The sequence below is a fragment of the Cohnella candidum genome (assembly GCF_003713065.1).
In the GTDB taxonomy this organism is placed as follows: Bacteria; Bacillota; Bacilli; order Paenibacillales; family Paenibacillaceae; genus Cohnella; species Cohnella candidum.
Map to the genome: position 1 here is coordinate 4,207,752 of NZ_CP033433.1, position 18,966 is coordinate 4,226,717.

An 18,966-nucleotide genomic window follows, 5' to 3' on the forward strand; every position below is an offset into this window, starting at 1 on the left:
ACGAAGGAAACAATCTCCTGCACCGATTCTACGGCCAAGAAAAAAGCTTTCTCCGGTCGGAGAAAGCTTCGTTGCGCTTATAAGTAACTCGTCGGGTTTTTGAGCTTGCCGTCCAAATGGATTTCAAAATGAAGATGAGTGCCGGTAGAGTGGCCCGTGCTGCCCATGATGCCGATCGTTTCGCCTTGTTCGACGATCTGGCCTTTCTTGACTTTGATGCTCCTCATGTGCCCGTAAACGGTCTTGAAGCCGTTCTTGTGATCGATGATGACCATGTTGCCGAGGCCCCCGGACTTATACCCGGCGTACTCGACGACGCCGTCATCGGCGGCCATGATGTTGCTTCGGCCGACCATGTCGATGCCGTTATGCATCCGTCCCCAGCGCTCGCCCAGATAGCTCGTGATCCGGTGCCCGATGACGGGCCAAATGAATTTGCCGGAACCCTCTCCCGGAATGACTTTCGTTCCTTTGAGGATGATCGTGGAGACGGGCTTCTCCAGGATTTGCTCGGAGACGATCTCCTCTTCCGCGAGATCCCCGTTGGTTTTGACCAGTCGGTACGTCACTCTTTTCTTGCCGTCCCGTCCCTGGCGGATCATCTTGGATTGGCCCGCCCGGATGTCGTCGCTCTTCTTGTACTCGATCGTCGCCTCGATGACTTCGTCCTGCGTCACCTGTTCGACCGATTGCACGTTCAGCATCGGGGAAGGTCTGTCCTCGGTCAGCCGTTCATAGAGAAGATCGGGATCGGTTAACGTTCCGTCGCCGAGCGCGACTTCCTGGAGATCGACCTTCTCGACGAAGTCCACGGAGGTGACGAGATGCTCGGGCGTTTTAGGCGTTTGAGCCGTTGTCGCGGGTTTCTTCGCGCCGACAGTCGCCGACAGCGCCATCGTGCGAACCCTTGGCTGCTGCGCGGCCGCGGCGGAATCTTCGGCTTCCGCTTCGGCGAAGGCGAGTTTGGCGTCCTTCGGCACGTATTGGTGCTTGATTTTGTCCAGCAGCTCTTCCGCCGTCGCGCGGTCCCGGACGATGCCGACGGTTTTTCCTTCGATCCTGACTTCCACGCCAATGGGATGCGTCGTCACTTTGCCCGCCAATGCGGCTAGCGTTTGCTCGTCGCCGGGACGAGCCTTGTAAGCCCTTTCAAGGCGGTATGTAACCTGGTTGCCGTCGAGCGCCTGCAGGAGGGAGGTGTCCGCCCGGTCCAATTCGGCTTCTTTGGCGGAGAGCCAATGCTCGACTTTGGCGCTGGAACTGATCGTGCCGACCGGCACGCCTTTCACGTAAACCCGGTAATAATCCACCATGTGGGCTTTCACGTATTGGTGCCCGCCAATGGCAACCGCTCCGACGCCAAGAACGGCGATCGCGGTTGCGGCGATGGGACTGCGGTAATGCCCGACAAAACGACTCCACTTCGGAAGCATTTTCTTATTAACAACGGTTATTCCTTTCAAGCAGTAAGACCGAACGTGCCGGAGACTGCCCCTGACGGCAGCAGCTGCGCTCCGGATTCGGCCCGTTCCCCTGAAATCGGCCATGATCTTCTCCTTTACGCGTATGATGTTCGGAACCTATTTGCCTTCCGTTCAAGGTAAAACCTGAGTCCTACTTTAACATAGGTCTTACAGACCGGACAACCAAACAAACGTTTGATGTTCGAAAAATGGCAAAACCGCCCTATCGGGGGCGGTTTTTGAATGCACACTCTCGGTTTACGGATTTTGCGCGAGCTCCTCGCCGGCCGGGGGATTGGGGGTGTCTTCGGTCCCGGATTCCCGGCTTTGGAGCAGCTCCATCATTTGGGTGTACTCAGACTCGGTCAGAATCGGCTTGATCGATTTTCCGATCTCCTCGACTTCCGCTTTCGTCAGCCCGTCGGCCAGCTTGTCGGAAAGCAAGGCCAGTTGTTCGGCGTCCATTTTGGCCATGACCGTTCGCAGCAGTTGGCGCTGCTCCGCGGTCATTTCCGCCGTGCTGCCGCTAAACGCCGAAACCGAGGGGGTCTCATCCGGAAGACCGGGACCTGGACTTCCCGATGCGATGCCGCCTGTGCCGGGACTTGTGCTAGTGTTGGCGTTCGCGCTTGCGCTAGGGCTCGGATCGGGAGAGGCTTTCCCGCTTCCGCCTCCGCGGCCTGCGTTTTCCGGGGAGGTCGACGCGGGGGAGGGCGTCGGCTTTTCGGATGCATCCGCGGCGGCCGTCGGCTCAGGATGTGCGCCCCACAGCCGGCCCCAGACGCCGGACAGCGCGAAAGGCTGCGTCTGAAGGGGCAGGTCGAGCTGCTTCAGCAGCGATTCCATATAGCTGTTCACGATATAACCCGTCGTCCAGATGCTGAGGAAGCTGAGCAGCAGGGCCGTCGCCAGCGTCTTCGCCGCCCAGTTCATCCATTTCCACCACATGCCGCTACCACCTGTTTTCCATCTTCTTTTCATAGATTTCAGTATGGACAAACCTATCGGCTTTTAACCGTGTGGAAAAGCACAGGCGGGCGGCGATAGAGCGATTTCCGGCTATTCGCCGGGGTGGCGCGGCGGCAAGAGCTGAGGCCCGACGCCTTCGAACGTAAGCTTCACCGGACGGATCGTCCCGTCATCTTCGAACTCCATGCGCTCGATACAGACGACGCGATGATTGGCTGCCGACTCTTCCAAAGGACGCCGGTGATAGATCATATACCAATCGTCAGTCCCGGGTACATTCAGAAACCCGTGGTGGCCGGCGCCCGTCGCGACCTCCGGATCGGCGGACAAGATTTTTCCGATCCGCTCGAAAGGCCCGATCGGAGTGTCGGCAACCGCGTAAGCGACCGAATAGTGGGGTCCGCCCCATCCGCCTTCCGACCACATGAAATAATAGCGGCCCTGCCGCTTCAGCATGCAGGGACCTTCGACGTAACCCGACGGCGTCACCTCGATGAACGTCTCTCCGTTATCGTGGGTGTCCAGGCTGGTCATATCGCGGTTTAATCTCACGACGTTGCAGCGGCCCCATCCGCCGTAAAACAAATACGGCGTACCGTCGTCGTCGATGAAAACGTGCGGATCGATCGGCTGCGCGCCGTTCACGAACCTGTCGATCAGCGGTTTGCCTATCGGATCCAGAAAGGGGCCTTCCGGGCGGAGTGCGACGGCGACGCCGATGCCGCCCCGCTCTTCGTCGTTCTGGATGTCGTTCGCGGCGAAATAGAGGTAGTATCTCCCGTTCGCATAGATGGGAGACGGCGCCCATACCGCCCGGCTGGCCCATTCTATGTCTTCCGCGGCTAATATCCGTTCCGATTTCGTCCAAACGACAAGATCGTCCGAATAGAAGGCGTCAAAAAAAGTCTGGTCCTCGTAATCGGCGGAATAGGTCGGATAAATCCAATAACGATCCTCGAAAATTCTAGCTTCCGGGTCTGCGTACCAGCCGGGGAAAAGCGGATTTCCCGATTTCATGCTGCCTCCTCCATTCCATGACCGAATTGTCTTCCTGCTCTATTATAGGAAAAAAATCGCATCCCCCCTAGTCCTTAAACCGCAAAAACCGTCCGCCTTAAAGGGCGAACGGTTTCTCGTTTACATTTCCTTGTTATGCAGCCGCTTCGGCGACAGGTGCGGCAGACGCTGCTTGACGCTGCTTGCGCGAGCGTTTGAAGTACAGCAGTTCGTACATGACCGGCACGACGACCAAGGTGAGGAGCGTCGAACTGGCCAATCCGCCGATCACGACGACGGCCAGGCCGCTCGAGATGATGCTTCCGCCGCCCATGCCGATCGCGAGCGGGATCAGGGCGCAGATCGTCGCGATCGCCGTCATGAGGATCGGACGGAGACGCGTGCCTCCCGCTTCGATCAACGCTTCGCGGATCGTCAGGCCGTGCTCGATCTGCTGGTGCACGCGTTCGAGCAGTACGATCGCGTTGGTGACGACGATGCCGATCAGCATCAGGAAGCCGATCATGCTGGAGACCGACAGCGGCTCGCCGCCGATCAGCGTGCCGACCAATCCGCCGATGAGGGCGAACGGCAGGGAGAACAGCACCGCCAGCGGCGCGCGGCCTTCGCGGAAGGCGATGACCATCACGATGTAAACCATGCCCACGGCTACCAACATGGCCATCAACATATCCTTCATCATCTGCTGGATGTCCGCGTTGCTGCCGCCCGTCGTGTAGTCGGCACCGGCCGGGAGCTTCAACGCTTTCAGCGTTTTCTCGACTTCCGCGTTGACTTTGTTGACGTTCTTATCCGTGATTTTACCGGAGACGGTCGCGTATTCCGCGCCGTTTTTATACTGCAGCGTGCTCGGAAGCTGGACTTCCTTGACGTCCGCGATGTCTCGAACGGAAATTTCCTGGCCCGTCGGCGCGTGCAGCTTTAAGCCGGCGATATCGTCTACGGATTTCAGGGAGACCCCGTTCAATGCCAGGTACAAATCGTTTGCTTTCGCGCCGTCTCCGATCGTGCCGGCTTTCGTTTCCGTCAGGAACGGGTGCAGCAGCATCGAAGCTTGGGCCGCGGACAGGCCGTATTTGGCGGCGTCGTTCTGCCGGACTTCGATCGCGATGCCCTTCGTTCCGTCTTGAAGGTTGTTGCTGATGTTTTTGGTGCCCGCGACCTTAGCGACCGCCGCGGTGATCTGTTCCGTCGCCGTGCGGATGTCCTGCGTGGAGTTGCCGGTTACGGTAATGGAGATCGCCCCGCCGCCCGACATGTCATCCTTGATCAGGCTGAATTCCGCGCCGGCCGGAACGGTGACTTGCTTGCCGACTTCGTCGCTGAATTGATCCAGATCCGTATCGCTCTTCAAGCCGATGAACCATTCCGCGGTGTCGGCATCGCCGCTTCCCGTGATGCTTCCGCCGATCGTCAGGCTGGCGTTCTCGACCGCGGTGTGTTTCCGTACGACTGCGTCCACTTTATCCGCTTCGGCGCGGATCGAATCCAGGCTCGTGCCTTTCGGCATCTTAAGCGAGGCGAAAATGTATTTGTAATCCGATTCCGGCAGCAGCGTCACGCCGACTTTGCCGGCGAAGATCGGAACCAGGCTGCCCACGAAGATAAGGAAAGACAGAATGAGCACCGTCGCTTTATGGCCGAGCGACCATTTCAGCACGCGTTTGTAACCGCGGCTGACGGCGGATTCCTTTTCCGCTTTCGGCTGGGTTTTGCGTAACAAAGCCCATGCCATCAGAGGAACGACCGTGAGCGCCACAAGCAAGGAAGACAGCAGCGCGAAAGCGACGGTCCAGGCGAACGGGCGGAAGTATCCGCCGATCATGCCTTGCAGCAAGCCGAGCGGCGCGAATACGGCAACCGTCGTGATCGTGGAAGAGGTGATCGCTCTTCCCACTTCAGCCGTAGCCGACAGAACGAGATCCTTGCTGATTTTCTCGCCGCGCAGACGGCGCACGATGTTCTCGATGACGACGATGCTGTCGTCCACGACCCGGCCGGTCGCGACCGCCAAACCGCCGAGCGTCATGATGTTCAGCGTCACGTCCGTGAACGACTTGAGGCAGATCAGCGCGATCAGCATAGACAGCGGAATCGAGACGATCGCGATCAAGGTCGCGCGGAAATTCCGCAGGAAGAACAGGATGAGCAGCGAAGCGAACAAGGCGCCCAGTCCGCCTTCGCGGGCCAGCGAGCTGACCGATTCCTTGACGTCGGTCGCGCGGTTGTACATGATCAGCGACTTGATTTGGCCGCCCTTCTCGGCGTCCTCATAGACTTTCAGGACTTTATCCGCCACTTCGACCGTATTGGCCGCGCCGGTCTTCACGATGTTAAGCGTGATGCTCGGCTGGCCGTTCGTCAGGTTGATGACGCTCAGGTCTTTTCCTTGTTCCACTTGCGCGATGTCCGTCAGCTTCACGCTGCCGTCCGGCGTGAGGCTCCATGCCTTCAGCTGTTCGAGCGAACGGAGGTCGCCTTGCACGAAGACCGGCAGCTTGTTCTGCTGCAACGTGACTTCGCCGAGCGGCACGCTCAGGTTATTCGCTTGCAACGCGCCCATCACTTGGTCGTAGGTGATGCCGAGAGCCGCCATTTTGGAAGCATCCAGGCGTATGTATACGCCATCGTCCTTGAGCCCGATCGCCTGTACCTCGTTAACGCCTTCGATCGCTTCCAGGTCCGGAATGACCGAGTTTTTCACGAGCGTGGTCAGCTCTTCGGGGCTCATGCCCTTCTGACCCGTGACGGTGGTGTACATGATCGGCTGGTTCGTCGTGGAGAAGTACATGACGTTCGGCTTCTCGACGCTCTCCGGGAGCCTCACGTCCCCGATCGCCTGCTTCACCAGCTCTTGTTTTTTCTTCATGTCGTCGTTGTAGCCGAATTCCAGCTGCAGCATGGAGACGCTGTTCGCGGATTGCGACGTGACGTTTTTGACGCCGTCCACGTTCCGGAGTACTTTCTCCAGCGGCAGCGTCACTTGGTTCATGACCTCGTTCGGAGCCGCGCCCGGGAACACCGCTTGCACCATGATGCCGGGGAAGTTCACTTCCGGCTGCTGCTCTTGGCGGAACTGGGACGCGGAGTATACGCCTCCTACCGCGACGAGCAAGACCAGCAGCACGATGGCCACCGGATTTCTCAGGGAAAAATTCGCGAAAAACTTCATGTTCTCTCCACTCTCTCCTCTTTTTCATGTGCGGCTGCCGTATGCTGCATCGAGCCGGCACGTCTGTCTGTTGGAACTTATTGTAATCGGCAGGCCTTACGGCGAACATGGTCTCGGGTACGTAAACCCACCTGGACTTAAGGCGGAGTCCGAACCGGACCGGCTGACAATTGGTCATATGTTCCAGAGACACAGCAACCATCATACAACAAAAAAACCGCCCGGCGACCTAAAGATTCGCCAAAGCGGTTCCGAAATCCGAATATTTAACGTGCTCTTAACGCTGATTTGACTCTCAATAGATTTTCGCGACCTGGTTCGTCTGCTCGCGGTTGCGGCCGACGGAGAAAATCGCGATCGGGATGCCCGTCAGCTCGGAGACGCGTCGGACGAAGTTGCGGGTCGTCTCCGGCAGGTCTTCCAGCGTCTTCGCCCCGGAAATGTCCTCGCTCCAGCCCGGCAGCACTTCGTAAACGGCCTCGCATTCGCCGAGGATTTTGAGGTTCGCGGGATAGTGCTCCATCAACTCGCCGCGGAAGCGGTAGGCCGTGCAGATTTTGACCGTCTCCAGCCCCGTCAGGACGTCGAGAGAGTTAAGCGACAGGCCCGTGATGCCGCTGACGCGGCGGGCATGGCGGACGACGACGGTATCGAACCAGCCGACGCGGCGCGGACGGCCCGTTACGGTACCGTATTCATGCCCTTTGTCGCGGATCCATTGGCCAAGCTCGTCGTGCAGCTCGGTCGGGAAAGGACCGTCGCCGACGCGAGTCGTGTAAGCCTTCGCGACGCCGATGACTTCCTGGATTTTGGAAGGGCCGACGCCGGAGCCGATGCACACGCCGCCCGCGGAGGGGTTGGAGCTCGTGACGTACGGGTACGTGCCTTGGTCGATATCCAGCATGACGCCTTGCGCGCCTTCGAACAGCACCTTCTTGCCGTCGTCGATCGCGTCGTTGAGCACGACGGACGTATCGGTCACGTACGGACGAAGCTTCTCGGCCAGCGCCAAGTATTCCGAAATGATGCTTTCCGCTTCCAGCGGCTGTCCGTTGTACATTTGGGTGATGATCTGGTTCTTGTCCGCGATGAGGCGGCGGGCTTTCTCCGTGAACTCTTCGGCGACCATCAGGTCGGCGATGCGGATGCCGTTGCGCGCCGCTTTATCCATGTAAGCCGGACCGATCCCTTTGCGGGTGGTGCCGATTTTATTGTCCGCTTTGCGGTCTTCTTCGAGCGCGTCCAGCACGAGATGGTAAGGCATGATTACGTGGGCGCGGTCGCTGATTTTCAAATTGTCGACGGAAAAACCGTTGTCGATGATGTATTGGATTTCTTCCACCAACGCGGCCGGGTTGATGACCATGCCGTTGCCGATGACGCACAGCTTGTTTTGGTTGAAGATGCCGGACGGAATCATCGTCAGCTTATACTTTTTGTTTTGGATCAAAATCGTATGACCGGCATTATTGCCGCCTTGGTAACGGGCGACGACGTCCGCTTTCTCGGCGAGAAAATCGGTGATTTTCCCTTTTCCTTCGTCTCCCCACTGCGTCCCTACTACGACGACTGTAGACAAGGCCATCCCTCCGCCCGGCGTATGTTCTGCCGCCGGTATAATAATGCCCGCTAAGCCTTCGCGAAACGCAGGGCATGCAGAGCCCTGCCGCCGGCGATGCCCGGGGCATGTTAAGTGTATCAATTGCACCCGGGGAAGTCAACGCAAGAAGCGAACAATTCCTCGGGTGCCTATTTTAATGTTCGGAAATTGCTTGGTCGTCGGGGGCAAATCCGCTTGCAGTCCCTTAACCCGCGTGCTGTCTATCCAAGCTGACGAATTTGTTGAACTGCTTCAGGAACACGAGCTCGACGGTGCCGACCGGACCGTTCCGCTGCTTCGCGATGATGATTTCGATGATGTTCTTCTTCTCGGTTTCCTTGTCGTAGTAATCGTCCCGGTACAGGAACCCGACGATGTCGGCGTCCTGCTCGATCGAGCCCGATTCCCGCAAGTCGGACATCATTGGCCGCTTGTCCTGCCGCTGCTCGACGCCCCGGGACAGCTGCGACAGCGCGATGACCGGCACTTCCAGTTCCCGCGCGATCATCTTGAGCGTACGCGATATTTCGGAAACTTCCTGCTGACGGTTCTCGCCGGCTTTGCCACGGCCCTGGATGAGCTGCAGGTAGTCGATGAGAATCATGCCGAGGTTTTTCTCTTTTTTGAGCCGGCGGCACTTGGCGCGAATGTCCGCGACCGTGATGCCCGGCGTATCGTCAATGTAGATCTGCGCCTCGGACAGCGAGCCGATGGCCATGGACAGCTTCTCCCAATCGTCGCCTTCCAGGTTGCCTGTCCGCATCCGGCCGGCGTCCACGTTCGATTCGGCGCAAATCATCCGCTGCACGAGCTGGGCGGCCGACATCTCGAGACTGAAAATGGCGACGGTCTCGCCGGCGCGTACGGCCACGTTCTGCGCGATGTTGAGCGCGAACGCCGTCTTGCCGACGGAAGGACGCGCGGCGACGATGATGAGGTCGCTCCGCTGAAAACCGGAAGTCATCTTGTCCAGGTCCGGGAAACCGGTCGGAATTCCCGTTACGCCGCCTTTGTGGTTGTACAGGTGCTCGACCCGCTCGAACACGTCCATCAGAACGTCGCGGATGCTGATAAAGCCGGTCGTGGAACGCCGGTTGGACAGCTCCATGATCTTGGCCTCGGCTTCGCTCAGCAACGCGCCGACGTCGTCGCCTTCCGCGTAACCGTTCGTGACGATGTTCGTGGCCGTTCGGATCAACCGCCGCAGCATCGACTTCTCTTCAACGATCTGGGCATAGTATTCCACGTTGGCCGCCGTCGGAACCGCACCGATCAGCTTCGCCAAATAGCTGACGCCGCCGACCTCTTCCAGCTCTCCCTGGTCCCGAAGCCGGGCGGTGAGCGTAATGAGGTCAAGCGGCTGGTTGTCTTCGTTCAGCGAGATGATCGCGTCGAAAATCCGCTGGTGCGACACGCTGTAGAAATCTTCCGTGCGCAGCCGTTCCATGGCCGTAATGAGCGCCTCCGCTTCCAGCAGGATGGCGCCCAGCACGGCTTGTTCGGCTTCCAGGTTTTGCGGGGGTACGCGGTCGAATACAAACGTTTCCGCGTTCGCGTTCATGGAATCATTCCTCCGACACTTGTACGCTCAGCGTACCTTTTACTTCCGGGTAAAGCTTAAGCGGAACCTTGGTCACGCCAAGCGTGCGAATCGGCTCGTTCAGCTCGATTTTGCGTTTGTCGATGACGATCTTCTGCTTCTCCAGCGCCTCGGCGATCTGCTTGCTCGTGATCGCGCCGAACAGCCTTCCGCCCTCGCCGGCTTTCGCCTTGATGACGACCGTCATCTCGGACAGCTTGGCGGCCAGCGCTTGCGCTTCCTGCTTCTCGCGCTCCTTCTTCTTGTCCGCGGCGGCGTTCATCTGCTCGATCGTCTTCGCGGCTCCTGTCGTGGCGATCTGCACGAGTCCTTTCGGGAGAAGGAAATTGCGCGCGTAACCTTCGGATACCTCTTTGACTTCGCCTTTTTTCCCCTGGCCCTTCACGTCTTGCAAGAAAATGACCTTCATTCCGGAAACCCCTCTTCCCCTTCGATTTCTTTCAAAATTTTCTTCAGCTTCTTGGCGACTTCCGTTACGGTGCCCTGCATCTGCGCCGCGGCGTTCGTCAGGTGTCCGCCGCCGCCCATTCTCTCCATGATCACTTGTACGTTGATCTGGCCGAGCGAGCGGGCGCTGATGCCGACCAAACCGTCCGGTCGAAGTCCGATGACGAACGAAGCTTTGACGCCCGTCATGTTCAGCAGCGTATCCGCGGCTTGCGCGATGAGCAGCTGCGGCACTTGCTTGCCGTTGTCGGCCGCCGCGATCGCCACGGATTCGCGGAAAATTTCGGCGTGGCGGATAATCTCCGCTTTACGGATGTATTCTTCGAGGTCTTCTTTCAGCATCCGTTGGATCAGCATCGAATCCGCTCCGTTGCGGCGCAGGAACGATGCCGCTTCGAACGTGCGCGAGCCGGTCCTGAACGAGAAGCTCTTCGTGTCGACGGTAATGCCGGCCAGCAAAGCCGTCGCTTCCCGTACATCGAGCACGACGCGTTCGTGGATATATTGCAGGAGCTCGGTGACAAGCTCGCATGTCGACGACGCATAGGGCTCCATATAGATGAGCACGGCGTCGTCGATGAATTCTTCGCTTCTGCGGTGATGGTCGATGATGACGATCCGGTCCGTCTGCTGCAGCAGCCTTGGCTCCGCCACCATCGTCGCCCGGTGGGTGTCGACCACGACGGCGAGCGACCGCTTGCCCATGAGGCCCAATGCTTGATCGGGCGAAATGAACCGCCGGTACAGCTTCTCGTCCTCTTTCACCAGCTCCATCGGGCGCTGGATCGACGGGTTCACGCCTTCCAGCACGATGAACGCTTCCTTGCCGTGCAGCTGCGCGGCTTTCAGCACGCCGATCGCGGCTCCTACGGAGTCCATGTCGGGCATCTTATGCCCCATGATGACGACGTTATCGCTCTCTTTCATGAGATCCCGCAGCGCGTGCGCGATGACGCGGGCACGAACCCTCGTGCGCTTCTCGACCGCGTTGCTCTTGCCGCCGTAGAAGTTCTGCCGCTGGCCGACCTTCACGACCGCTTGGTCGCCCCCTCGTCCGAGCGCGATGTCGAGGCTGGTTTGCGCCAGATGGCCGAGCTCGATCACGTTGTCGTTGCCTGAAGCGAACCCGATACTGAGCGTCATCGGAAGCTTCTGGTCCATGGTGATCTCGCGGACCTCATCCAGCAGCTCGAATCGGGATTGCTCCAACTGCTTGAGAGAGCCCTGATTGGCGATGACCATGTAGCGGTCCGAAGACAGCCGGCGCAGGAATAGGCCATACCGGAGCGCCCACTCGTTGATCTCTCCGGTCACCTTGGACAGCATCAGCGCCCGCTGCTGCTCGTCCATGCCTTGGGCCACCTCTTCGAGATTGTCCATCATGACGATGCCGAGCGCCAGCTTCTCTTCCTCGTAGCGCTTCTTCAGCGTCCACATGTCCGTCAAATCGCGGACGTATAGCATCCGCTCCTGCGGCCGGAAAATCAGCTCGTACACGCGCCCGCCGATGGAGGTCTCGATAGGGGGCGTTTCCTTGTCTTTGTCCTTGGCTTGCATGAGGACGGGGAACAGCTGCCCGAGCGGCTCGCCGACGACCGACGGACGGCCCATGACCGTCCCGACGAAGGCGTTATGCCATTCGACGTCTTTGTCTTCGTTGTACAAAATGATGCCGAAAGGCAGGTTCCCGATCACATCGTGCCCGACGCCTTTCATGCGGTAAGTCAACGTAAGGACGTAATCGTTCAAGTCCTTGCGGAATGCCCGCTCCGCCAACACCCCGAACACGCCGACGGCCCCGCCGAGCACCAGGCCGAGCAGGCCAAGCACCCATTGGTACCATGTCAGCGCCACCGTCAGCACGAAAATCAGCACCAGCGCCCACACGATATGCATGCCGTGCCATCGATTCACGAGAAACTTGGGCATGTTCCACTTCGCTCCCGTCACCCAGATCCGGTCGTTCCATGCGCTTGGGAAACGTGTAACCGGCCGATCCTATTTCACAAAGTAACGACGCAGCGGGAACGCCACGTCCAGCAATCCGATCAGATAAAACGGCGGAAACAGCACGATCGGCACCGCGATCAGAACGGGGACGACTTTGGACCATTTTCTCGCGTCCGCCAGGAAAAAGAAAAACCCGATCGCCTGTACCGTGAAGGCGAACCGGAGAAGCGGCACCAGGTTCGCGCTGACGACCGTCCAGAAACCCCCTCCGTCAGCGGGCACCGCGTAAGAAATGACCAAGCCGATTAAGTAATACCACACCAGGCTTCGCGGCAATCTCCAAGTCTTCGCCTGCGGCAACGCCGGAAGCTGAACGCCGGCGCGGCTCATTGCGGCGCGGGTAAGCCCGTGTGTGATGATCGCGAACAGGAACGAGGACAACAGCAGCAAAAGCGGCAGCATCGTCACGATCGCGTCGCCGAGATCGGACGCGGTATTCGCGGCCCATCCGGCCGGCATCATGCCGCTCGTTTCGAATTGCGTCAGCGAATTCTGAATCAGCGCGGCGAGCTCCGCAGACAGGTCGATCCGGAACTGCAGCGAGAACAGGACGAGCTCAAGCAGCAATTGCGCCAGAATGACGAGGAACCCGGCCAATACGATCGACCAAGCTTTTCGCCTTTTCTTGTACAGAAACCCCATCACGATCGAAGGTACGAGGAAAAAGATCATCAGCGTCAGCGCCAGCGGTCCGTAGGCTCCGCTGAGCAAGTATGCCGCAGCCGCGATGACCGCGGCATGGCCTGCGAACACGGCCGGCCTCAGCGTCGTGAACAGGATTACGAACGGCGTCATGAGCAAGAAGAGCGTCAAGGCGTTCAGCGGCGTCGGTATCGACAGCAGAAGCAGCAACGCGATAAAGCTCCAGACCAGCGACTTCCAGCCAATATTCAAAGGGGTCACCCCTTGCATCTATGTGAGCTTGTCCGGTTTCTTTCCGTAAAAGCTGCAAATTTCATTATAACACAAAACAAGGGGATCCCCACAAAAATCAAGCGTCCTATCGTCCTCTATCCTATGACCGGCGAAACGAAACCATGCGGACCTTCGCGTTACCGGAAAGCAAACGCGAAGTGCCTCAATAGCGGCTTCGCTTCCTGCGCCGTACGGGCGATCAGCGACACGGATCTCTCCTCCGGGAACCCGGTCATCGGCACGGCTTTCAGACGGGGATCGGCGAGCTGCCCGGCGGTCCGGAGAGGGATGACGGCCATGCCCGCTCCGGCGGCCACATAGGCGCCGGCGGATTCGCCGAAGCCGATCTCCTTGCCGATGGACAAGGCAAGCCCGTGCCGCAGAAGCCGGCCTTCCACCGTTCTGCGGATGGAACAGGATTCCGGATACACCACCAGCGGCATTCCCGCCCAATCCTCCGGCGACAGCGATTCGCGGTCCGCGAGCGGATCGCCGGAAGGCATCACGAGGTGGTACGGCTCCCGAATCATTTCTTTGGACCAGAGCGAAGAAGCGACGGACGAACTTTCCGCCAGCGCAACGTCCGCCTTCCGTGCGGCCAGCAGCTCCAACACTTCCTGGGAGGTGTGGCGCACTTCCACGTTTACCCGGTATCCGGCATTTTGAAGGCTGAGGTAAACTTCCGGAACATAATGCTGGGACAAGCTCGGAATCGTGCCGATCGTCACGGCTTTTGCGGATAGCTGCAGACTCCGCAGTTCTTCCATCAGGTTCTCGTGCGCTTCCACGAGCGGTTGAAGCCTGGCGAGCAGCAGCCGTCCTTCCGAAGTCAGCTCGACGCCCGAGCTCGACCGGATGAACAAAGGCGATCCGTAATAGCCTTCCAGCGCCCGGATCTGCTTGCCCAACGCAGGAGAAGTCAGCCCCAGCTTGTCGCTGGCTTTGGCCATGCTGCCCGTACGGGCCGTCTCGAGAAAAGCTCGCCAATAGTCGAGATTCATGTCTGCATCCTTCCCGTTACCTCTTATAAAATCATGAAAACAGCCGCCTGCGGTACCGAGCTTTCGGATTCCGCCTGGCGGCTGTTCGATCGTGCAGCTATGGGCGTTTCCTGCGCGGTCCGCGCGGTGTTCGTCTTCTAGGCTTCTTTCATCAGCTTGGCTTCCGTTTTGCTTCCGGGAAGCAACAGCTTCTCGCAGTAATCGATAATGTCGCTTCGGCGGACGATACCGATGAAATGGTTCATGTCGTCCACGACGGGAACGAAGTTTTGGGTCTTGGCGAGCGTGATCAAGTCCTCCATGTCCGCGTCGATGCGGACGGAGCGGTTGTTCATCCGAAGCGGCACTTCGGACAGCGATACGCGGTGAAGCTGATCGAAAGACAATTCCGGGTTGTTCTTCAAAAACCACAGGAGGTCTCCCTCCGTCACCGTCGCCCGGTACTCGCCCTTCTCGCTGATCACGGGAACGGCGGTGTAACGGTGATGTTCCATTCTCTCTAGGGTCTGCCTGAAAGTCGCGTTTTCCGTCACGCAGACGACTTCCTGCTTAGGCAGAAGAAAAAAGGCGATGTTCATCTTTTCCTCTCCTTACTGTGGCGGAAACCGAAGCGGATTGGCAACGGCCATCCCCATTATAGCACGGGGCCGAGCCTCCCCACCATGATAGACATCCCCAAGGATGCCTTTTTCCGCCGATTAATCGGCATACGCATTCGTGTCCGTGGAAGGCGCGGTCAGCTGCGATTCCGGCGTATCCGGATTCAGCCAGGCGGCGATCGTCGTTTTCACGGCGTTCAGGTCCGCTTCGTCCGCCACATAGTACCAAAGGTTGTTCTCGCCCATCCGTTTGCCTTCCCCATGCAGCGTGTAGCTTACGATGCGATGGTCGGTTTGCAGAAACCGCTTGGCCAGATCCGTCATGTCCGAAGGCAGGATGTCGGTGCGGAAATTGTCCCCGATGATGCCGAGGACTTCCGGAATCTTGGTCCATTGCTGCAGCGAAGAAGCTTTGTGGATCAGCGCCTCGATGAATTGCCGGTTCCGTTCCGTTCTCGACACGTCATCCCCCGCGTCTTCGCGGTACCGGACGAAATTCAGGGCGTCCTTGCCGTCATAGCTGGACTGGCCCGCCTTGATGGTGAACTTCTCGTGATCCTGGCCTTTGTTGACGATATCTTCGGTAATCGGCAGCGGGATGCCTCCCAACGTGTCTACGACTTGGACGAAGCCTTGGAAATTGATCGACGCATAATGGTCGATTCTCGCGTCCAGCAGTTTCTCTACGCTGTTCAGCGCCATCTCCGGACCTCCGTAGGCGTAGGCATGCGTGATTTTATCCCTGAAATCTTTACCCACAATATCGGCATAGGTATCGCGCGGAATGGACAGCATCAGCACTCGGCCGTCATTGGGGCGCACGACGGTGTAAATCAGTGTGTCGGACCGGCCTCTCTCCTGGCCTCTCGCGTCTACTCCCATGAGGAGCACGCTGAACGGATTCTCCGCGATTTTGACTTCCTCATTGACCGAGGTCGTGGTCGCGGGGTTGCGTCCGGTTAAGGGGACGTAGGATTTCTCCAGCTTCTTCTCCACTTGTTTGGACAGGAACGTATCGTAACCCCAGGCGGCCAGCGTGCCTCGGTTGGCATAGCCCAGACCGGCTCCGACCAGCAGTACCGCCAGCGTAATCCAGACCGATTTCATTTTCATAAATTTATGCACAGCAAGTCTTCACTCGCTTTCCGAATGGCCTCTTCCCGCTTCTGCAAGCGGATTGCGGACCCCATATATACGATGAAACACGGATCTAAGTTGCTTATTGTTACGACATTTTGCCTGTTTCTTATGCCTTCGTGAAAAATTGTTAATGAGTGGGCCCGCGAAAATGGGGAGCGAGGTTGTCAAAAAACGCGGCTTGGCTTAGTTTTAAGAGGTACCGTGCAGGGAGGAGGGGGCATTCTTGGTTGCATTGGCGCTAGCCATTGGGGCTTTTATCGGAACTTTATGCAGGTATGGAATCGGACAATGGATCGGGGCTTCTCCGGCCGGATTCCCCACCGCCACTTTATCGATTAACCTGCTTGGATGTTTGTTTCTGGGTTGGTTCTTTACGATCGTGCTTTACCGTATCCGCGTCTCTCCTGCCGTCCGAATAGGCATCGGCACCGGATTTACCGGCTCCTTCACCACGTTCTCCACGTTCTCCGTCGAGACCGTGAATCTCGTCCGAAATGGTTGCGCTGGGCTTGCGGCCGGGTACGTACTCGCCAGTCTGATTGGCGGCGTATTGTTCACCGCGCTGGGCTTCACCGTCGCCAAACGGCAATCACGGCGGGCGAAGGAGGGAACGGCGGCATGATTCTATGGATCGGAATCGGAGGCATTGCGGGCGCGTTTGCCCGTTATTATTTGGGCAAATGGGTCGCGTCCAAGTCTCGTTCTACGTTTCCTTTCGGGACCTTCTTGATCAACATCTCAGGCTCGTTCGTGCTGGGTCTGCTGTACGCGTTGCATGCAAACACAACGGTTCCGTCATGGGCTTGGTTCGTCTTCGGTTCCGGTTTTTGCGGAGCTTATACGACGTTCTCGACCTTTGGCTACGAGACGGTCCAATTGATCGAGCAAAAACGCTGGGGCCTGGCCGCCGCCTATGTAGCGGGATCGGTCGTTACGGGGTTGCTGCTCGCGTGGGCAGGCATGATTATTGTAGGATAACGAAGTTATGGAAGGCGCAAACGGAATACGGCGCCGTTCGGCTTTCCGGGTAGGGCCTCGATCGTACCTCCGTGCGCTTCGACGATGGCCTTGGCCATGGAGAGTCCGATCCCGGTGCCGCCTTGTTGTCCTTTATAGAACCGGTCGAACACTTTATTTTCTTCGCCGGGGGCAAAACCTTTCCCGTCGTCCTCGCAGATAATGATCGTGGCATTCCCCTCTGCCGACACTTTTAGCCTTACAAAGGAACCGGCATACCGAATCCCGTTGCCCGCGATATTGAGCATGGCGCGCATCAGCTTCTCGGAATCGTAATTCCCCTCCCGGTCAAGTTCCCCCTCTACCCTCAACTCAATGCCTTTCTGCTCCGCGACTGCCCGAAGCCTTTCTATGGCGTCCAAGAGGACGTCGCCGATCCGTAAGCGCTCGAATCGGTACGCCTCCGAGACTTGCTCCAAACGAGTCAAATAGATGAGTTCATCCACGATTCCTTTGAGCCTCTGGCATTCCGATACGATCAGATCCAGGCTTTGCCCCGCTTCCTCTCCCTGAACGATGCCGTCTTTGATCGCTTCGGCGTTTCCTTGGATCGTCATAAGCGGAGTTTTGAGTTCATGGGACGCGTTCTGCAGGAACTCTGTCTGGACCCGGTCATGCGAACGGATCTCTGCGGCCATTGTGCTGAAGGATTCCGCAAGCTCTCCGATTTCGTCCCGTGAAGCGATTCCGATCGCAGGTACGTTTTGTTTCGGGGTGAATTTGCGCATTCCGGCTGCCAGCCGCCCAAGCGGCCTCGTAATCGTTTTGCCGAGAAGGAAGCCCATAACCATGGCAAACAAACCGCCGATCAGCGCGCTGACCCATTCCGCTCCCCTCAGGATCCGGTTGAATCCCTGCACCTCCCGGATTTGAACGGCGAGAACGATCCGTCCGAGAAGCTGGCCGTTTTCAGAAAGAATTTCCCGTCGTTGAACCAAGTACCCTTGATCGTTAGACTTGGTCAAACCACGCAGAACTTCAACTTCCGCACTGTCCGCGTTCGAATAGATGACGCGGTTGCTCTTGTCGAGGATCAACAGCCTGGAGCTGATTGCCCTGCCTACCAATTTGAACTTCGCACGATTCACGATGCGTTCCGCGATGATGCGCCCGGATAAGACGGGGGTTCCTTTCAACGAGAAGACGATCGCCTCTGCGTCCGACTTCAACTGGGCTTTCGCTTCCTTCAGCAAATACCGTTCGGACAATACCTGAAAGCTGAACGCCGTCACGAGGATGACCGTCGCAATGAGAAAGAGATTGTGCAGTTGGATTTTCGTTCCGACTCTCAAATTACGGATCAAGGCGGTAGCCGTACCCCCAAACCGTCGTGATTTGCACGCCAGACTGAAACTCGGCCAGCTTTTTGCGCAGCCGTTTGATCAAATCGTCGACCAACCGTTCGTCTCCGAAATAATCGTATCCCCATATTTTCCGGGTCAATTGCTCGCGCTTGAAGGGAAGCTTCGGGTGTTCAGCGAGGAATTCCAGCAGTTCATATTCCTTGGCCGTTAATTTCATCTCCCGGTCCCCGACTTCCACAAGCCTGCGTTCTTTATGCAAAGAGAGATCTCCGACGATTGTCGGTCCTGCCGGCACCGCCGTTCTCTCCATTCTTCTGAAAATGTTTTTGATGCGGGCGACGAGTTCCCTCGGGCTGAACGGCTTGGAAAGATAATCGTCCGCCCCGAGCTCGAGGCCCAGAATCCGATCCAGTTCCTCGTTTTTGGCGGATACGAAAATGATCGGGATCTCGTTGGTTTTACGGATTTGCTTGCACAGCTCCATTCCGTCAACACCCGGCATCATGATGTCGAGAACGAGCAAATCCGGCTTCAGCCGCGTCAGTTCGCTCAACAACTGCGTGCCGTCATCGAACAGCGTGACTTTGTATCCTTCGGTCTCAATGTATTTCTTCAGGATCGTGCGGATATTCATTTCGTCGTCCACGACGAATACGTGCTTCACCGGCGTCCCCTCCCTTTTCAAGCGTACATCATTTCGGCGTTTCCGCAC

The 18,966-nt window shown here is 58.0% G+C and carries 16 protein-coding genes; 2 read left to right on the plus strand and 14 right to left on the minus strand.

The features are described from left to right. Nucleotides 1-77: 77 nt before the first annotated feature. The 12 genes from EAV92_RS19375 to EAV92_RS19430 all read right to left on the minus strand — a co-directional run bounded on the left by EAV92_RS19375 (nt 78) and on the right by EAV92_RS19430 (nt 15,906). Complete coding sequence (locus EAV92_RS19375) at nt 78-1,547, minus strand: peptidoglycan DD-metalloendopeptidase family protein (RefSeq protein ID WP_123042619.1); 1,470 nt, start codon at nt 1,545-1,547, stop codon at nt 78-80. Nucleotides 1,548-1,721: 174 nt separating this feature from the next. Continuing rightward, nucleotides 1,722-2,411, minus strand: coding sequence for a hypothetical protein (locus EAV92_RS19380; protein WP_123042620.1), 690 nt, complete (start codon nt 2,409-2,411; stop codon nt 1,722-1,724). A 111-nt stretch (nt 2,412-2,522) separates the two neighbouring features. Then, the gene (locus EAV92_RS19385; RefSeq protein ID WP_123042621.1) at nt 2,523-3,449 is read right to left on the minus strand and encodes a glycoside hydrolase family 43 protein; all 927 of its coding nucleotides are present in this window, start codon (nt 3,447-3,449) and stop codon (nt 2,523-2,525) included. 133 nt (nt 3,450-3,582) lie between these two features. Next, entirely contained in the window at nt 3,583-6,621 is a 3,039-nt protein-coding gene (locus EAV92_RS19390; protein ID WP_123042622.1) for an efflux RND transporter permease subunit, read from the minus strand. Nucleotides 6,622-6,916: 295 nt separating this feature from the next. Beyond that, nucleotides 6,917-8,200 carry an adenylosuccinate synthase gene (locus EAV92_RS19395; protein WP_123042623.1) on the minus strand — a complete coding sequence of 428 codons (1,284 nt, stop codon included), beginning with the start codon at nt 8,198-8,200 and terminating at the stop codon, nt 6,917-6,919. A gap of 226 nt (nt 8,201-8,426) precedes the next feature. Next, entirely contained in the window at nt 8,427-9,782 is a 1,356-nt protein-coding gene (dnaB, locus tag EAV92_RS19400) for a replicative DNA helicase (RefSeq protein ID WP_123042624.1), read from the minus strand. A gap of 4 nt (nt 9,783-9,786) precedes the next feature. Beyond that, entirely contained in the window at nt 9,787-10,230 is a 444-nt protein-coding gene (gene rplI, locus EAV92_RS19405) for a 50S ribosomal protein L9 (RefSeq protein ID WP_123042625.1), read from the minus strand. Beyond that, a complete protein-coding gene (locus tag EAV92_RS19410; RefSeq protein ID WP_123042626.1) occupies nt 10,227-12,197 on the minus strand; it encodes a DHH family phosphoesterase in 1,971 nt (656 codons plus the stop codon). The genes rplI and EAV92_RS19410 overlap by 4 nt, the downstream gene beginning before the upstream one ends. Nucleotides 12,198-12,266: 69 nt before the next feature. Beyond that, nucleotides 12,267-13,172, minus strand: coding sequence for a DUF2232 domain-containing protein (locus EAV92_RS19415; protein WP_164472859.1), 906 nt, complete (start codon nt 13,170-13,172; stop codon nt 12,267-12,269). A gap of 158 nt (nt 13,173-13,330) precedes the next feature. Next, nucleotides 13,331-14,194 carry a LysR family transcriptional regulator gene (locus EAV92_RS19420; RefSeq protein ID WP_123042628.1) on the minus strand — a complete coding sequence of 288 codons (864 nt, stop codon included), beginning with the start codon at nt 14,192-14,194 and terminating at the stop codon, nt 13,331-13,333. 137 nt (nt 14,195-14,331) lie between these two features. After that, nucleotides 14,332-14,772, minus strand: a complete 441-nt coding sequence (locus tag EAV92_RS19425) for a CBS domain-containing protein (protein ID WP_123042629.1) — start codon at nt 14,770-14,772, stop codon at nt 14,332-14,334. Nucleotides 14,773-14,892: 120 nt separating this feature from the next. Continuing rightward, entirely contained in the window at nt 14,893-15,906 is a 1,014-nt protein-coding gene (locus EAV92_RS19430) for an LCP family protein (protein ID WP_123043816.1), read from the minus strand. Nucleotides 15,907-16,156: 250 nt separating this feature from the next. On the opposite strand from EAV92_RS19430, the gene crcB (EAV92_RS19435) reads away from it, so the two are divergent. Continuing rightward, nucleotides 16,157-16,555: a fluoride efflux transporter CrcB gene (gene crcB / locus EAV92_RS19435; protein WP_123042630.1), complete on the plus strand. Its 399-nt coding sequence runs from the start codon at nt 16,157-16,159 to the stop codon at nt 16,553-16,555. Continuing rightward, on the plus strand, nt 16,552-16,911 hold the full coding sequence (gene crcB, locus EAV92_RS19440) for a fluoride efflux transporter CrcB (protein ID WP_123042631.1): 360 nt from the start codon (nt 16,552-16,554) through the stop codon (nt 16,909-16,911). Before crcB (EAV92_RS19435) ends, crcB (EAV92_RS19440) begins: the two co-directional genes overlap by 4 nt. A 5-nt stretch (nt 16,912-16,916) precedes the next feature. Here the strand turns inward: crcB (EAV92_RS19440) and EAV92_RS19445 are convergent, their stop codons facing one another. Both EAV92_RS19445 and EAV92_RS19450 read right to left on the minus strand, forming a co-directional pair. After that, nucleotides 16,917-18,254, minus strand: coding sequence for a sensor histidine kinase (locus EAV92_RS19445; RefSeq protein ID WP_123042632.1), 1,338 nt, complete (start codon nt 18,252-18,254; stop codon nt 16,917-16,919). Further along, entirely contained in the window at nt 18,244-18,918 is a 675-nt protein-coding gene (locus tag EAV92_RS19450) for a response regulator transcription factor (RefSeq protein WP_123042633.1), read from the minus strand. The genes EAV92_RS19445 and EAV92_RS19450 overlap by 11 nt, the downstream gene beginning before the upstream one ends. Nucleotides 18,919-18,966 lie beyond the last annotated feature (48 nt).

Bases quoted from the DNA above. Each gene is read 5' to 3' on its own strand.
- EAV92_RS19385 (WP_123042621.1), bottom strand. From the start codon at position 3,449: ATGAAATCGGGAAATCCGCTTTTCCCCGGCTGGTACGCAGACCCGGAA.
- EAV92_RS19425 (WP_123042629.1), bottom strand. From the start codon at position 14,772: ATGAACATCGCCTTTTTTCTTCTGCCTAAGCAGGAAGTCGTCTGCGTG.
- crcB (WP_123042631.1), top strand. From the start codon at position 16,552: ATGATTCTATGGATCGGAATCGGAGGCATTGCGGGCGCGTTTGCCCGT.
- EAV92_RS19430 (WP_123043816.1), bottom strand. From the start codon at position 15,906: ATGAAAATGAAATCGGTCTGGATTACGCTGGCGGTACTGCTGGTCGGA.
- EAV92_RS19390 (WP_123042622.1), bottom strand. From the start codon at position 6,621: ATGAAGTTTTTCGCGAATTTTTCCCTGAGAAATCCGGTGGCCATCGTG.
- EAV92_RS19420 (WP_123042628.1), bottom strand. From the start codon at position 14,194: ATGAATCTCGACTATTGGCGAGCTTTTCTCGAGACGGCCCGTACGGGC.
- rplI (WP_123042625.1), bottom strand. From the start codon at position 10,230: ATGAAGGTCATTTTCTTGCAAGACGTGAAGGGCCAGGGGAAAAAAGGC.
- EAV92_RS19380 (WP_123042620.1), bottom strand. From the start codon at position 2,411: ATGTGGTGGAAATGGATGAACTGGGCGGCGAAGACGCTGGCGACGGCC.
- dnaB (WP_123042624.1), bottom strand. From the start codon at position 9,782: ATGAACGCGAACGCGGAAACGTTTGTATTCGACCGCGTACCCCCGCAA.
- EAV92_RS19410 (WP_123042626.1), bottom strand. From the start codon at position 12,197: ATGCCCAAGTTTCTCGTGAATCGATGGCACGGCATGCATATCGTGTGG.
- EAV92_RS19375 (WP_123042619.1), bottom strand. From the start codon at position 1,547: ATGGCCGATTTCAGGGGAACGGGCCGAATCCGGAGCGCAGCTGCTGCC.